Genomic DNA, 14,489 nt, shown 5'->3' on the forward strand with positions numbered 1-14,489 from the left:
TATCTTCGTCTATATGTTTTGTTCGCCTATGGCTCCAAGGGCAAGATTCGGGTTTTCTTCTGCCGAAAGTCCGCCGGCAGCTTTTTTGATGAAAAATCGTTCTGCTATTTTCCTACTGCCTGCACGAGTTTCTGTATCGGTGCAACAACCATCAGCAGCAGTTCGGCCTGTCCCTTCTTCATCGGTTCGAGCTGTGCCATCTGCTGATCTGTCCATCCAGTTGGAACTGATGAGGGAGAGCCGAGCATATCCAAGGCTTGGAGTCCAATAATGGCCGCTGAGGAGAGGTTCTGGGAGATCACGGTATCTTCCGTCAGGAGTGAATTCTGAAGCGCCGGTGAGAGCCGATCGTGATTCAGCTTCCAGTCGATCATTGTGTCGCGAGCCAGGGCAATGTCCGCCTCTGAAGCGGTTCGTGCGAGGATTCGATCCACCAACCGCGCAAACTTTCTCACCTCAATGCTCTCGGGCGGCACGGCGTCGGGCAGCCGGTTCAGCGGAGCGTCCGTGCTGTACTTGTGCGTTCCTGAGCGGGAATATTTTTTAACGGGTTCCACGGTATTTGCCAAAGTCCGTAGCGGCTCCAGATGTTGGGGAGCGAGGCGTTCTTTCATCGTGTGCAAAGCCGAGTGATGAGTGAGTCCAAGCGTCTCCAGGCGTTCGCTCACGACCTCCATGCGGCTGTACATCGAGTCCACATCGCGAACTTCGGCTGGCGACCACAGCCGCTCAGCAATCGCTGCAGCGCGCGGCCAGATTCGGGAATCGACATTCTCAGCGCTTACCATCTCCGACCACATACACGCCTCGCCGCCGAGGATCATCTTCTGCTGCTCGGGAGTGAGCGCGGCCGCGTCGCCACTAAGGGGATCGTTCAGGTAATGCTTCTCGGCGGACTCAGCCAGGTCGAGGTAGTAGCCATTGGAAAGCAGAGCACGGTGACCCTGCTGAACAGCCTTCGCCTCCGATTCTGGTCCCCGCCACGAGTGGACAACTACTTCTTTCGGAAGATCGGGAGTGAGAACTTCGTCCCATCCGACAGGAGTTTTCTTGTACTTCTGAATAGTCTTCACGACACGCTGGGTGAAGTAAGTCTGAAGATCCTCGTTGGTCTTAAGGTTGTGTGACTTCATGAAGCTCTGTATCTCGGCATTCGCGTTCCACTCTTTGCCGTTGACTTCGTCTCCGCCCAAATGGAAGAACTCGTCGGGGAATAACTCGGCCATCTCGCCGATGAATTTGTCGAGGAACTTGTACGTGGACTCCTTGGTTGGATTCATCGCAGGATCGAAGATTCCCCACTTCGTCTCGATCTCGTACGGTCCGGGACCTGATGCCAATTCGGGATAGCCGACGAACCAGGCGGTGGCGTGTCCCGGCATGTCGAACTCAGGCATCACGCGAATACCACGATCGCGAGCGTAGGCAAGCAGCTCCTTGATCTCTTGCTGCGAGTAGTAGTGGCCGCCAGAGCCCATCTCGTGCAGCTTTGGGAATTTCTTGCTCTCGACGCGGAACCCCTGGTTCTCGCTCAGGTGGAAGTGCAGGACGTTCATCTTCGCGGCTTCCATGCCGTCGAGGTTGCGCTTTACGACCTCCATCGGCATCCAGTGACGGCACGAATCAAGCAAGAGACCGCGCCAGGGGAATCGCGGAGTATCCTCGATGTGGACGGCAGGGGCGGAGAATCCCTGCGGGCTCGGTGCGACGAGTTGCAGCAGCGTCTGCAATCCGTGGATCACGCCGAGCGCTGTCGGCGCGGAGATCTTCGCGCCGTTCTCGGTAACATCGAGCTTGTACGACTCATCTTCGCCAAGCTTCTGCACCTTCTCGCCAGCTCGTTCGCTGTGGATCGCGATCGTTGCTTTCTCTGGTGCGGCAGTGAGGTAGTGCAATGGGATCCCGGTCGCACGCGAAAGATGATCGACGAAGCGCTGTGCTGCGCCGCGGACGCGCGGATCGTCAACTCCGCTCAGCGAGATCGTAAGGCCCTGTTGCACAACCCACTGTCCTGAGCCTGCTTCGAGTTTCGAGGGCACGGGCATCAGGTTCCACGGTGGTCCTGGTTGCGAAGGTCCAGCGGTTGATGATTGCGAGGCGAAGAGTGAAGTGGCGGAGAGCACGCACAGCAGGGCAAAAAATCTCATCTCTGATCCCGAGGTGGATTTGAAAACAAGCAGCGAAGCAGATTACCGCAATTCGTCGAGGAGCGCTTGCATCTCGGAACGAGCGTGCTGATTGCGAGTTCGTGCAGCGCAGGCGATACCGTCCTCTAGCATCTTGCGCGCTTCAGGCTCGCGTCCAGCTTTCATGAGCGTTTGCGCCGACATCTGGTATGCCGGAGTGTAGTCAGGATTTGCCTGAATCAGCCGCGCAAACTCGCTCAGAGCTGTCTCGGAATCGCCGTTGTTGGCGTATTCCATCGCGAGTCCGTAACGGGCGAAGGCGTCGTTAGGGTTCTGCGCAAGGATTTCCTGAAGCATCGCTACGCGGTCCATAGGCTATTCGTGCGCGAGCGCCCCGACCATCGCCTCGAAGATTCGGAAGCCGTCCGTCATTCCCAATAGTGGATCGGAGCTGCGATCGGGATGAGGCATCATGCCGAGCACGTTGCGTCCGGCATTGCAGATGCCTGCGATGTTGTCGATTGAGCCGTTGGGATTGGCATCAGGAGTGATTCGTCCATCAGCGGTCGAGTAGCGGAAGACAATGCGTTTCTCGCGATTCAGTTGTGCGAGGGTGTCCGCGTTGCAGAAGTAGTTGCCTTCCATGTGCCCGATCGGGATTTCGAGAACCTCGCCCTGAGTGCAGGTATTCGTGAAGGGCGTATCGGTGCTCTCGACGCGGAGCTTAACCGCCTTGCAGATGTACTTGAGTCCGGCGTTGCGCATCAGGGCACCGGGCAGCAGCCCAGCTTCGCACAGGATCTGAAAGCCGTTGCAAATTCCCAGAACCAGGCCGCCACTGGCCGCGAAGCGGCTCACCTCCTGCATGATCGGAGCAAACTTCGCAATGGCTCCGGTTCGCAAATAGTCACCGTAGGCGAATCCACCGGGAACGATGATGGCATCACAATTCTCGAGATCGTGGCTGGCGTGCCACAGAAAGGTGACCGGCTGCTTCGCCGCCGAAGCGATTACGTGATACGCATCGTGATCGCAATTGGAGCCGGGGAAAACGAGTACGCCGAATTTCATGGTGTAATTTCAGTCTAGCATCGACGCAGGAGCGAGTAGTCAGTCTTCGGTTGTTAGTAATCGGGAAACACAACGACGGCAACCCTCATTGCCTACTAAACTGTCATCCTGAGTTCGCCGCGGCGAACGAAGGATCTCCCGCGATGTGTCGCGGCTCTTTCACGAGAGACGTGGCCAAAGGGCCGAGACGCAGCAAGTAAATCCGAAATATTCGCGGGAGATCCTTCGGGCAAATGAGGGCCTCAGGATGACAAGCTGAAGTTTTACTGACTACTAATAATCGATACTGAGAACCTTTCGCATGGACCTTCGCAGCCATTTTCGCACTACCGGTTCTGCGCTGAGAAACTGGTTTATCGCCACCTTGCAGGATGCAGTTGCCGTCGGCGCGATGTGGTTGATTGGACTCCTGATCCTTCGCGTTCCGTTGGCATTCGTGTGGGCGATCATCGGCGGCGCTTGCCAGTTCATTCCTAATTTCGGGCCCGTGATCGCGGTGATTGGGCCGGCATTATCCACGTTGTTTGCCAGCCAGTCGGACGCCATGATGCACCTGCTGTATGTCTTCATGCTGTACGCGATCATCGCAGTCGTCGATGGCCTGGTGCTGCAGCCGTACCTGATGAAGCGCAGCAACAAGGTTCCGATTTGGGCCTCGATTCTGGCTCCGATTGTGCTCGGAATCGTGATCCCGTTCTGGGGGGTTCTGCTCGCGCCACCGCTGCTGGCAGTGATTTATGCGTACAGGCGAAGGCAGCTTCCGCAGCCTCCTCCGCCCTAAGATAGCTGTACTCGCGTGCTATACTTCTCGTTTGTTCTCATGCGGATGCGGATTATCTGCGTCCATCTACAGACAAAATTTCGCCTCTGAGGTAGTCGCATGTCCGGCCACTCAAAATGGGCCACAATCAAACACAAAAAGGGCGCGCTGGACGCCAAGCGCGGCAAGATATTCACCCGTCTGATTAAGGAAATCACCATGGCCGCCAAGTCCGGCGGCGGAGACGCTGAGGGCAATCCTCGCCTGCGCACCGCCATCGCCGCTGCCAAGGCCGAGAACATGCCCGCGGACAACATCAAGCGCGCAGTTCAGCGCGGCACAGGCGAACTGCCCGGCGCGACCTATGAGGAGATCCTGTTTGAGGGCTATGGGCCAGGCGGTGTAGCGCTGTTGGTTGATGTCACAACCGATAACCGCAACCGGACTGTCAGCGAGATCCGCCACGCCTTCGGCAAGAACGGTGGAAACTTGGGCGAAGCTGGCTCGGTGGCCTGGATGTTCCACAAGAAGGGCTACATCGTGGTGCCGAAGTCTGCGGCCAAAGAGGATGATCTGATGTCGCTGGTTCTTGAAAATGGCGGCGAGGATCTTCGTGACGATGGCAACGATTGGGAGATCGTTACCGATCCCGGGGCATTCGAAAGCGTGCTCAATGCCGTAAAAGGCGCAAAGGTTGAGACATCAGTCGCGGAGATCTCGATGATCCCGCAGAACTACATCAAACTCGAAGGACACGCCGCCAACACAATGATTCGGCTACTCGAAGCTCTGGAGGACCACGACGACGTCCAGCATGTCTACTCCAACTTCGACGTTGATGCCAAGCAGCTCGAGGAAGTAGCCGGGTAGCACTACATTTCCGCTCTCCTGCACAGCCATCCGGCTTACCGGGTGGCTTTTGTTTTCTTCGAATTCAGGGGGAATCGAGACGCTCAATGAGCGATTTCTGGCTATCCCGATTACAATTGCTTGCCACTTTCTCACCGCGCCAGCAACTCTGAGCGCGATAATTTCGGCTTTGAATCAGGAGAGAATCGCGTGACCCCCAAAAATCTAAGAACGATTGCTTTACCACTAATCGCCAGCCTCTGCATCTTTTCGGCAGCTTGCGGAAACAAGCCGAACGCCAACAACGAACCGGCCCCCGCAGGCCAGCCGGCGGCGACATCCACACCAGGATCCGGAGAAACGTCCAGCGCCTCCCAGGCCGCACCAGCTCCTTCTCCCTCGCTCAAAACGAGGGCTACTGCCGAAGCAGGGCCAGTCATAATTCCGGCGGGGACAGTGATTACCGTCCGTACAGCGCAGACACTGGGCTCGAAGAGCAGCCAGGCAGGTGACACATTTACCGCGACCGTCGCTCGCCCCGTAGACGTTGGCGGTGCAGTTGCCATCCCGGACGGCGCCAGCGCGAGCGGAACGGTAGTTGCAGCGCATCCTCTTGGACGCTTCAAGGGCGGAGCGATGCTCGAATTGAGGCTCACGTCTGTCACCATCGGCGGGCGGACCGTACCGGTTGAAACCTCGGCTTTTGTGCGCAGCGAAAAGGGAAAAGGTAAGCGTTCGGCGACGCTAATCGGTGGCGGTGCAGGCCTCGGCGCAATCATCGGTGGCCTGGCAGGAGGTGGCAAAGGAGCGGCCATCGGAGCCTTGGCAGGCGCGGGAGCGGGTACGGCTGGCACGGCGTTCACCGGAAACAAGGAGATCGTAGTCCCAGCCGAGTATGCGCTCAGCTTCAAGCTGCTTAAGCCAGCGGAAGTAAAGAAGTAGCCGACGAGGTAACCGTTCTCGCTCACTGTCGATACTGTCATCCCACACTCCGCAGCCAGCCTTTTGGTGAGTCAATAATTTTCAATGCGGAGTGGGGGATCTGCTGTTACTCGGTGCTCACAAAAAAGCAGATCCCCGCGCAAAAAGCGCGCGAGGGATGACAGTCTTAGGATGGGGTTGACTGATCGCAAACGTCGGACTCACCGACTAAACAAGTGCTCTTCGTGACAGACTTTCCCATTTTCGGAACCCGCGTTGAAGGTGCGATCTATCGGCAGCGCCCAAGCGCGTATGCGTTAGTCCGTAATGACGCCGGTAACTTCGCCGTTGTCCGCACACCGGTCGCGTGTTATCTCCCCGGTGGAGGCATGGAGTCCGGTGAGACTCCGGAGCAGACGATTATCCGAGAAGGCCGGGAGGAGTGTGGGTTTGTTCTCAAGCCATGTGCGCGGATCGGACGAGCGATGGAGATCTGTTATTCCAGTGAGGAAAAGGAGTACTTCGAGAAAGACAGCTTCTTCATCGAAGCCGAGATCGTAGGCCATGGCCCGCAGAGCGAGCTCGATCACGAGCTGGTCTGGATGTCGGCTGACAGTGCAGGAGACGCACTCTCGCATGGAAGTCATCGCTGGGCCATCCACCGCGCGGTGGAGTCTCTATCCGCGAATCGACGCTGAAGTATCTGTCGAGCCTCGACGGACGAACCAGGATGGTAACGCTCAGCCTGACCGATTCCCGAATGTGGAACCTGAGACGTTGCTGGCCAGCAAGTAGTTTGCACCAAAGTTTCGCATCGTGTGTTACCAGTGTGATTTGAAAGCGTTTAGATGAAGTCCTAAGCTGCGGCAGGATGTCATCCTCCTCTACCAATGCGGGTATGGGTGTGCGCCGCTCACAGCGCTTCCGCGTGAATTTTCCCATCAAGTTGTTCGCCGTCGTGCAGCAGCGAAGATGCATCCTCCAAGGGCGAAGCCACGACTTGTCGGATGCGGGAATGGCGATCTACATTCCGGCCGAATTGCAAGTCGGCCAGATGGTGCAGATCGAGTTCATTCTTCCTGACTCAAATCAGAGGCTTGGGGTAACTGCTCTGGTTCGAGATTGCTCCGGCTTTCGGTGCGGTGTGGAATTCTTGAGCCTGACGCCTACGGAGCAAAAGGCGCTGACTGATTGTTGCGATAAGCTGTCGGCCGCATCGGCCTAGCCAAAGCCTCTGCAAAATCCAGGTACTAGGGAAGGGCATCGTTTTAGCCGTGCGACTTGAACGTTTGATTCCTGTCGGTAAGGCTAACGCAAAAATATTAGCGACGGGATCTTCTCTGCTGGGTACACTTGTTCGCCATCTCTATGGATCGACTTGCCAAACGAAAGGCGCTCCGCAGGATCCTCGGTGTCCTGCTGCTGGTCCTCGTCATTGGATACGCCGCGCTGCTGTTCTCAGTGAATCGCGCAATGCATCGGTCGCCGGAAGAGTTTGGGCGGTTCATGACGAAGATGCCTACCGCGATCTTCCTGATCGCTCCTTTTGAAACCATGTGGACGCGTGCGCGCGCTGGACATCTAAGAATCGGCGACACCGCGCCGGAATTCACGCTGGCCACTCTTGATAAGAGCGCGCATGTGAGCCTGGCATCCATTCGCAACGACAAGCCGGTAGTACTGGTCTTCGGCAGCTACACGTGACCGCCATTTCGGCGGGAGGTTCCCGCGCTCAACAAGCTCTACGACGACTATGGTCAGCGTGTGCAGTTTTACGCTGTTTACATCTTGGAAGCGCATCCCAGCGATGTTTGGCAGATGCAGAGCAACGTTCGCGATAAGGTCGTGTTCGCCAGTCCAAAGAACCTTGGCGAGCGCGAGCAGGTTGCGGGCATGTGTGTGCGGAAGCTCGGCATCAAATTTCCCGCGCTCATTGATGGTTTCGATAACGTCACAGAGCAGGCTTATACCGGCTGGCCCGATCGGATTTATTTGATTGATAAAAGTGGCCGCGTGGTTTACAAGAGTCGTCCAGGCCCCTTCGGGTTTCATCCTGAAGAGCTGAAGACTGCGCTGGCGCAGTTGCACTGAACCTCCAGGACAGCCGCTCTTCCCCGTCAGCACCTCAGCCGCAACTCGATCCCCAGTTAGTAACTTGGCAGCCTTTCCGCGGGTAACACGAATGGCTCCGCCGTAACGTGCCACACGCGGATTGAGATGCCGCAGGACTGCACTTCAGGCGGATGATGTAGCCAGTGGCATTGTTCCGAAAACTCGTCCGAACGCTCGTTGGGTGGGAGTCGGGATCGGCATCGCCTCCAGAGGTAGTCATCTGGCCGGCAGCGAGCAATGATCGGCGTCTTGTAGCAGTCTGTTCGCGCTGTAACAAAGCGCTTCGCTCAGGATTCACGGCTGAAGCAGTGCGCGGACCCTACAACCACGTTTGCGATTCGCATAGTCCTCGTTCCAAAAGTCGGTAATTGCCAAACTGTTTCTTACCGCCCCATGCCCGATACAATGTTGCCATGTCTGAACCAACTCCTGAGCAACTGAAGGCGCGGATCGCGGAACTTGAACAGAAGCTAACATCACGCAAATCCAGAAATCTGGAATTTCGCGTGAGTGAAAAAGGCGGAGTGAGCGTGTACGGCCTCGGCCGCTTTCCCGTCACTTTGTATTACGAGCAGTGGATGCGATTGCTGGGCACTGTGGATGAACTACGCGCTTTCATCGAGGAAAACAAGTCGCGGCTGAAAACCAAAGACGCGGAGTGAGCTCACGCCTGCTGTGGAACGGGCTCGGGAATTGGACTGGCAAGTTCTCGTCCACGCCACGCGAGAATTTGCTCGCGAAGAGTGTTCAGGCTGTTGGTGATGCGATCGGTTTCATCCACTAGCAGCGTGTGATGCTCTGTGCCTAAGGAAGAAACGAGAGCATGATGATCTTCTCTGAGGTCGGGGAATTGCCGCGGTGAAACCTGGGCTCCGCGCAAAGCGGCACTCAGCAGCTCAAGAGTTTTCTCCACATCCTGCGCGAACCTCTCAGCGGCCTCGCTCTGTGGCCACAGTGCCTTTTCGTGCGCTCCTTCCAATGCCATGGTCGCGTTGATGAAACGATGAGAGCTGGCAAGCATGGCGTTCAGCACTCGGATGTCGTCTTCATTCGCGACGGGCTCCATGCGAAGACGGTCAATTGAGGCCTCAAGCTGGCTGCGCGCGCGGCGAGCTTCGATCCGGGCAGCGTCCAATTGACGCTGCAGCAGCGGATCTAAGACGGTTTGTCGTGCGGTCATTCGGCGAAAGTATTCGTGGTAAGCATCAAGCATTCTCGCGAGGACCTCCGAGCTGCGAGCGGACTCCCACGTGGGCCAAGCCACATAAGCAGCCAGCGCGATGACTCCACCCAGCGTGGTCATGATGCCGCGAGTGAGAATTGCCTCGGTTGGTGACACGCCAGTGAACGCCACCAGCAGAACTACCAGAGCGCTTACGTTGATGGCGAATATCCCGTAGTTTGCGGGACCGATCCAGCGAACCAGGAATACAAAGACTCCAATCAGAACGACCTCCATTCCCGTTACGGGATGGAGGAATCGGAACAGTGCGGTAGAGAGCACGAGCCCTGCCAGGGTACCGGCGATGCGCAGGAGTCCGCGGCTGAATGTGACCGTAAACTCCGGTTTGAGGACGAGAGCGATCGTCATTGGCAGCCAGTAGGAGCGGCGGGCGCTTATCAGGTGAGCCGTGATCTCGCCGACGGCGAGAGTTGCGGCGAACCGCACGGCATGGCGCAAAGCAGGAGACTCAAGACTCAGATTCGCTTGCAGCTTCGCCAGGTTCTCGCGCACTCGGGTGCGCCAGTCGGGCACGGTCTCGGCGGGCGAGATTTGTGTATCGCTCAGTTCCTGGTTGGTGGCGATGGAGAAGGCGGCACGAAGCTGTCCAGCAACGGCGTCTAGCTGCCGCCGCATCGTGCGGCGCACGGCATTGGGAAATCCCGAGTCCGGAGTCTTCTCCAGCGATCGATACTGTTCGCTCAACTGCTGCAATTCGCGGAGCGCTGGCGGTCCTGAGGAGAGCGTTTTGTGTGTGACCAGCGTGCTCGCGATCATGTCGAGGAGATTGGCCGAGTGCTGCAGAAAGTGACTGACGATCTCGAGATCAGCCGACTGCTGACTCTGTCGTGCGAGGCGAGTGCGCAGCCGTCCGAGTGTGAGCAGGCTGAGGCGAAGGCGTTCAGCCTGGTTCAGCAACGCCCATAAGCGTTGTGACTCGTTTCCATGGTCGCGTCCCAGCCGGCCGAGCACGTCTTGCGCGCGGGTGACCTCGGCGGTCGATGGCGGAGCTTCCTGAGACCTCGATGCCGCCAGCGCAGATTGCGAAAGTTCGGAATACAGCTCAGCCAAAGCGCGGCGCTCCGGTTCGTGTCGCGCTAACGGCCACAGTGCGATCGATAAGGCTGTTTGAACAAGTCCGCCTAAGAGGGCCAACAGGCCGGAGTTCAGCGCCCGTTGAATCGTGAGCCCTTGTGCCGCATAGATGATCAGCATAACCAGGCTGATGACGCCCAGGCTCTCAGCATCTGCTCCAAGAATGATGGCGAATCCGGCGGCAAACCCCCAAATCACCACAGCCAGGATTGCCAAACCGGGGACGTGTCCAGTGAGTCCTCCGACGACGACAGCTAGAGCGCACAGCAACGTTGCCGTCAGCATGCGGAGGCCACGCTGCGAGTACGGATCGTGACCGTCGGAGTAGGCAACCTGAAGGGCGCCGCTGGCCACGGCTACTCCGCCCAGAGGCATACCAATGGCGACTCCGATCGCAAGCGGAACAAGCACGCCGACGGCATTGCGAAGTGCAATTGCCGGTTCAAGCTTGGTGCGATCGAATTGGGTAAGCAGCCGCGCGAATGAGCGCCACATCGGTCAGGCGAGTCCTGCTTGCGATGCTATCAATAGGCAAGTTCTTGGGCGATCAAAAGGGCTGAAATGCATTAGGGAGGGGCACCGGCTTTAGCCGTGCCGTTAAGGGAAGCGCTGATAGCCCAGGCTTTAGCCTCAGAGGTTAGACTCTTACATTGCAAAAACGGAATTACGGCCCACGTGGATATTCGCGCCGGGAGGACCCCAGCGGCTAAAGCCGGAAGTACTGAGTGCCTCTTAACGGCCCGGCTGAAGCCGATGCCCTTCCCTAAACCAACATTCAAACTTGATGAGATCACATACTAGTCAGCTTCGGAGCTGGGCTGGGGCAGCACACGTTCTTCGTATGCTTTCTGGTGCTTGGGAGCAAAGAGGATCTCAACCATCAGGATGGCCGCGCCAACCACGATCGCACTGTCGGCGATGTTGAAGTCGGGCCAGACGTATTGGCCAATGTAGAACTCGAGGAAGTCGACTACGTGTCCGTTGAGCACGCGATCCCATAGATTCCCTAGCGCTCCGCCGAGGATGAGAGACAGCGCAAAGGCCGTACTGTTTAGCCCCTGTGTGTGCCGCCACAGAAGCGCAGAAACAACGACCAGAGCCAGCAGGGAAAAGAAGATAAGAAATACGATCCGCAGCTCGGAGGGAGACTCAGAGAACAAGCCAAAGGCAGCCCCGCCGTTGGTCACATGCGTGAGCTTGAACAACCCTGGAATGACGGAGATGCTGTCGTGAAGCGGGATGGTTTTGGCAATAATCCACTTGCTGAGCCGGTCGAGCGCGAGCACGACTCCGGCAATCAGCAAAACATATCTTCGTAAGGTCCCGGTAGGCATTCCTAGACTACTGTGCTCCTGAATGTCCGCTGTGAGCCCCTAAGCCTCTTCTACAAAGACTGCCACAGCCGATACTTCGTTACCACTGGTCTTCTTGATGTTTGGGGTGCAACGCAAGGCTCTTAATTGTCCTGTCCTTCTTATCCAACGCTCTCTGTGTCTCCCATTTCGTGCAGCGCTGCGCTGCAGCGTTCGCAAACCGTTGGATATTCGGCATCAACGCCGACCTGCGTTGAGTAGTTCCAACAACGTTCGCACTTGGATCCCTCTGCGTGCAAAACTTCGACTTTGAGGCCGGATCCGTTTCCTTGGCCCGAGAGCTGGTACAGCTCTACCTGAGAGACGATGAACAGGTAACGCAGAGTTTCGCGATATTTCTCCAGCAAGCCGTAGCTCTCAGCCGGAGCTGCGATCGCTACCTTGGCCTGCAGTCCGCTGCCGATGACCTTGTCCTTCCGGGCAGTCTCCAGAGCGCGAAACACTTCTTCACGAACCAGTAACAGCCGTTGCCAATCCGCACGAATACGTTCGGTGTCGGAAGGCAGCGATTGTCTTTGCGCGTTAGGCTGTGGCTCGGTATTTCCCAGAACCTCTTCAGGTGTAGGGAAGAGCGCAAGGTGCACGCTTTCAGGTTTTTCGCCAAGCGACGGCAAGAACTGCCACACTTCTTCGGCAGTAAAGCTCATGATGGGCGCCAGCAGGCGAACGAGCACCTGTCCGATGCGCCAGATTGCGGTCTGTCCGGAGCGCCGCGCGCCTGATGTGCGCGGATACGTGTACAGCCGATCCTTCAGTACATCGAAGTAGAAGTTGCTCAACTCGCTCGTGCGGAACGCGATGATGCGCTGGTAGATGCGATGGAACTCGAACGCCTCATACCAGCGGAGCACATCCTTCACCAGATCGGAGGTGAGGAGCAGCATGAACTGGTCGATCGATTCCATCTCCTCGAACGCGACCTGATCCTGCGCCGGATTAAACTCGTCGAGGTTGCCGAGAATCCAGCGAAAGGCATTGCGGATGTCGCGATAATTGTCGGCGACGCGCCTCATCAACTCGTCTGACGCGTGCATGTCCTCGCGGAAGTCGACGGATGCGACCCATAGGCGCACGATCTCGGCACCGAGCTTGTCCGCGACTTCTGCCGGATCGACCCCGTTGCCGAGCGACTTCGACATGGCGCGACCTTGGGGATCGAGTGTCCAACCGCACGTCACCGCCAGGCGGTAAGGCGCACGATCGCGTGTGCCCACAGAGCAGAGCAGGGAAGACTGGAACCATCCGCGATGCTGGTCTCCACCTTCGATGTACATATCCGCGACGGCGTCTTTCATCACAGCGGCCCAACTCGAGCCGGACTCGAACCACACGTCGATGATGTCGAACTCTTTGCGGAAGTTTTGCCCGCCGCAGTTCTGGCATTTGACGCCAGGAGGAATAGTGTCCTTTACATCGCGCGTGTACCACGCGTCCGCACCTTCAGTTGCAAACAGTTTCACTACAGCCTGATTCGCCTCTTTCGAGCGCAGAGGCTTGTTGCAGCCTTCGCAGAAAAAGATTGGGATGGGAACGCCCCACACACGCTGGCGCGAGATACACCAGTCCGGACGCGTGCCCACCATATTGGAGATGCGTTCCTCTCCCCAAGCCGGATCCCACTTTGTTTTCCGAATCTCATCGAGAGCACGTTGGCGGAGCGTGGAGCCGTGCGTCGGGCTCTCCATGCCGATGAACCACTGCTCGGTCGCTCGGAAGATCACAGGATTGTGGCAGCGCCAGCAATGCGGATACGAGTGGGTGATCTTTTCTTCACCTAACAGCACATGGCGCGATTTCAGCAACTCGATAATCGGCTGGTTGGCTTCGAAGACGGTTTTCCCGTTGTATTCGGGCAATCCGTTGCGCAAGCGGCCTTCGGCATCGACGTTGCAGGTTTGGTCGAGACCGTATTTGACGCCGGTGTAAAAGTCATCGGCACCGTGAGACGGAGCGGTGTGCACCGCGCCAGTGCCCTGTTCGAGAGTCACGTAGTCGGCAAGCACTCCGAGGATTTTGCGGTCGAGGAACGGATGCCGGAACGTTGTGCCTTCCAACTTGCGTCCGGGGAAGCGCGCGATGACGACAGCTTCCTTCAGTCCCGTATGCTCGCGGGTCGCTTCGAGGAGTCCCTCGGCGACGATGTAAACCTCTCGTGCGTTTGCGTCTTCCAGCGCCACGTATTCGTAATCGGGATGGAAAGCGACGGCCATGGATGCCGGAAGCGTCCACGGCGTGGTCGTCCAGATGATGGTGTTGACGCGTTTTCCGGCGAGTGCGGGATCGATCGCTTCTGGCGGACTGGTAAGCGCGTACTTCACCCAGACGCTGGGACTGGTGTGCTGTTCATACTCGACCTCGGCTTCGGCTAACGCGGTGCGATCGAAGATGCACCAGTAAACAGGACGAAGTCCTTTGTAGACGAATCCGTTCTCCCAGAAGTCAAAGAAGACGCGCGCGATCACTGACTCGTATTCCGGTGACATCGTCGAGTAAGGATGCTCGAAATCGCCGAACACCCCGATTCGCTGAAACTGCTCGCTCTGCAGGTCCAGATACTTTTGCGCATAGTCGCGACATACACGGCGAACTTGCGCCGGAGCCATCTCCAATTTCTTGCGGCCAAGTTTTTCGTCGACCTTGATCTCGATAGGAAGACCGTGGCAATCCCATCCCGGGACGTAAGGTGCGTCGAAGCCCGCCATCGTTTTCGATTTCACGACAAAATCTTTGAGCGACTTATTCAGCGCGTGGCCGAGGTGGATCTCTCCGTTGGCATAAGGCGGACCGTCGTGCAGCAGGTACTTGGGCGCACCTTTGCGCGCTTCCCGAATGCGCTGGTAAATGCCGATTTTCTTCCAAAATTCGAGCCTTTTAGGCTCGTTTTGCGGCAAATTCGCCTTCATGGCGAAGTCGGTTTTCGGCAGATTCAGCGTGTCTTTCAGTTCAGAGGGCATGCCCGG

General features: G+C 57.4%; 13 protein-coding genes and 1 pseudogene. 8 read left to right on the plus strand and 6 right to left on the minus strand.

Going from position 1 to position 14,489, the window contains the following annotated elements:
• Positions 1-104: 104 nt before the first annotated feature.
• From VNX88_17645 to purQ, 3 genes are read right to left on the minus strand one after another with little or no spacing between them, the layout of a single operon-like run.
• Entirely contained in the window at positions 105-2,147 is a 2,043-nt protein-coding gene (locus tag VNX88_17645) for a family 20 glycosylhydrolase (GenBank protein ID HWY70495.1), read from the minus strand.
• A gap of 42 nt (positions 2,148-2,189) precedes the next feature.
• A complete protein-coding gene (locus tag VNX88_17650; protein ID HWY70496.1) occupies positions 2,190-2,498 on the minus strand; it encodes a tetratricopeptide repeat protein in 309 nt (102 codons plus the stop codon).
• Positions 2,499-2,501: 3 nt separating this feature from the next.
• On the minus strand, positions 2,502-3,197 hold the full coding sequence (gene purQ / locus VNX88_17655; GenBank protein HWY70497.1) for a phosphoribosylformylglycinamidine synthase subunit PurQ: 696 nt from the start codon (positions 3,195-3,197) through the stop codon (positions 2,502-2,504).
• A gap of 301 nt (positions 3,198-3,498) precedes the next feature.
• On the opposite strand from purQ, the gene VNX88_17660 reads away from it, so the two are divergent.
• The 8 genes and pseudogenes from VNX88_17660 (at position 3,499) to VNX88_17695 (ending at position 8,501) form a co-directional block, all read left to right on the plus strand.
• On the plus strand, positions 3,499-3,978 hold the full coding sequence (locus tag VNX88_17660; protein HWY70498.1) for an AI-2E family transporter: 480 nt from the start codon (positions 3,499-3,501) through the stop codon (positions 3,976-3,978).
• Positions 3,979-4,077: 99 nt separating this feature from the next.
• The gene (locus tag VNX88_17665; protein HWY70499.1) at positions 4,078-4,827 is read left to right on the plus strand and encodes a YebC/PmpR family DNA-binding transcriptional regulator; all 750 of its coding nucleotides are present in this window, start codon (positions 4,078-4,080) and stop codon (positions 4,825-4,827) included.
• A gap of 189 nt (positions 4,828-5,016) precedes the next feature.
• Positions 5,017-5,748, plus strand: a complete 732-nt coding sequence (locus VNX88_17670) for a hypothetical protein (protein HWY70500.1) — start codon at positions 5,017-5,019, stop codon at positions 5,746-5,748.
• 215 nt (positions 5,749-5,963) lie between these two features.
• The gene (locus tag VNX88_17675; GenBank protein ID HWY70501.1) at positions 5,964-6,425 is read left to right on the plus strand and encodes an NUDIX domain-containing protein; all 462 of its coding nucleotides are present in this window, start codon (positions 5,964-5,966) and stop codon (positions 6,423-6,425) included.
• 173 nt (positions 6,426-6,598) lie between these two features.
• Positions 6,599-6,952: a PilZ domain-containing protein gene (locus tag VNX88_17680; protein HWY70502.1), complete on the plus strand. Its 354-nt coding sequence runs from the start codon at positions 6,599-6,601 to the stop codon at positions 6,950-6,952.
• A 143-nt stretch (positions 6,953-7,095) separates the two neighbouring features.
• Positions 7,096-7,431, plus strand: a complete 336-nt coding sequence (locus VNX88_17685) for a hypothetical protein (protein ID HWY70503.1) — start codon at positions 7,096-7,098, stop codon at positions 7,429-7,431.
• 12 nt (positions 7,432-7,443) lie between these two features.
• Positions 7,444-7,818, plus strand: a pseudogene (locus tag VNX88_17690) (deiodinase-like protein).
• Positions 7,819-8,252: 434 nt separating this feature from the next.
• Entirely contained in the window at positions 8,253-8,501 is a 249-nt protein-coding gene (locus tag VNX88_17695) for a hypothetical protein (protein HWY70504.1), read from the plus strand.
• 2 nt (positions 8,502-8,503) lie between these two features.
• Here VNX88_17695 and VNX88_17700 read toward each other — a convergent pair whose 3' ends face one another.
• From VNX88_17700 to ileS, 3 genes are all read right to left on the minus strand, one after another.
• On the minus strand, positions 8,504-10,651 hold the full coding sequence (locus VNX88_17700) for an FUSC family protein (protein HWY70505.1): 2,148 nt from the start codon (positions 10,649-10,651) through the stop codon (positions 8,504-8,506).
• A gap of 302 nt (positions 10,652-10,953) precedes the next feature.
• Positions 10,954-11,490, minus strand: coding sequence for a signal peptidase II (gene lspA, locus VNX88_17705; GenBank protein ID HWY70506.1), 537 nt, complete (start codon positions 11,488-11,490; stop codon positions 10,954-10,956).
• 140 nt (positions 11,491-11,630) lie between these two features.
• Positions 11,631-14,483: an isoleucine--tRNA ligase gene (ileS, locus tag VNX88_17710; GenBank protein ID HWY70507.1), complete on the minus strand. Its 2,853-nt coding sequence runs from the start codon at positions 14,481-14,483 to the stop codon at positions 11,631-11,633.
• Positions 14,484-14,489 lie beyond the last annotated feature (6 nt).

The organism is Terriglobales bacterium (genome assembly GCA_035567895.1).
Taxonomy (GTDB): domain Bacteria; phylum Acidobacteriota; class Terriglobia; order Terriglobales; family Acidobacteriaceae; genus Gp1-AA112.

Excerpts from the sequence above, each read along its gene's own strand:
- VNX88_17645 (HWY70495.1), bottom strand. The coding sequence starts at position 2,147 with ATGAGATTTTTTGCCCTGCTGTGCGTGCTCTCCGCCACTTCACTCTTC.
- VNX88_17650 (HWY70496.1), bottom strand. The coding sequence starts at position 2,498 with ATGGACCGCGTAGCGATGCTTCAGGAAATCCTTGCGCAGAACCCTAAC.
- purQ (HWY70497.1), bottom strand. The coding sequence starts at position 3,197 with ATGAAATTCGGCGTACTCGTTTTCCCCGGCTCCAATTGCGATCACGAT.
- VNX88_17660 (HWY70498.1), top strand. The coding sequence starts at position 3,499 with ATGGACCTTCGCAGCCATTTTCGCACTACCGGTTCTGCGCTGAGAAAC.
- VNX88_17665 (HWY70499.1), top strand. The coding sequence starts at position 4,078 with ATGTCCGGCCACTCAAAATGGGCCACAATCAAACACAAAAAGGGCGCG.
- VNX88_17680 (HWY70502.1), top strand. The coding sequence starts at position 6,599 with ATGTCATCCTCCTCTACCAATGCGGGTATGGGTGTGCGCCGCTCACAG.
- VNX88_17685 (HWY70503.1), top strand. The coding sequence starts at position 7,096 with ATGGATCGACTTGCCAAACGAAAGGCGCTCCGCAGGATCCTCGGTGTC.
- VNX88_17695 (HWY70504.1), top strand. The coding sequence starts at position 8,253 with ATGTCTGAACCAACTCCTGAGCAACTGAAGGCGCGGATCGCGGAACTT.
- VNX88_17700 (HWY70505.1), bottom strand. The coding sequence starts at position 10,651 with ATGTGGCGCTCATTCGCGCGGCTGCTTACCCAATTCGATCGCACCAAG.
- lspA (HWY70506.1), bottom strand. The coding sequence starts at position 11,490 with ATGCCTACCGGGACCTTACGAAGATATGTTTTGCTGATTGCCGGAGTC.
- ileS (HWY70507.1), bottom strand. The coding sequence starts at position 14,483 with ATGCCCTCTGAACTGAAAGACACGCTGAATCTGCCGAAAACCGACTTC.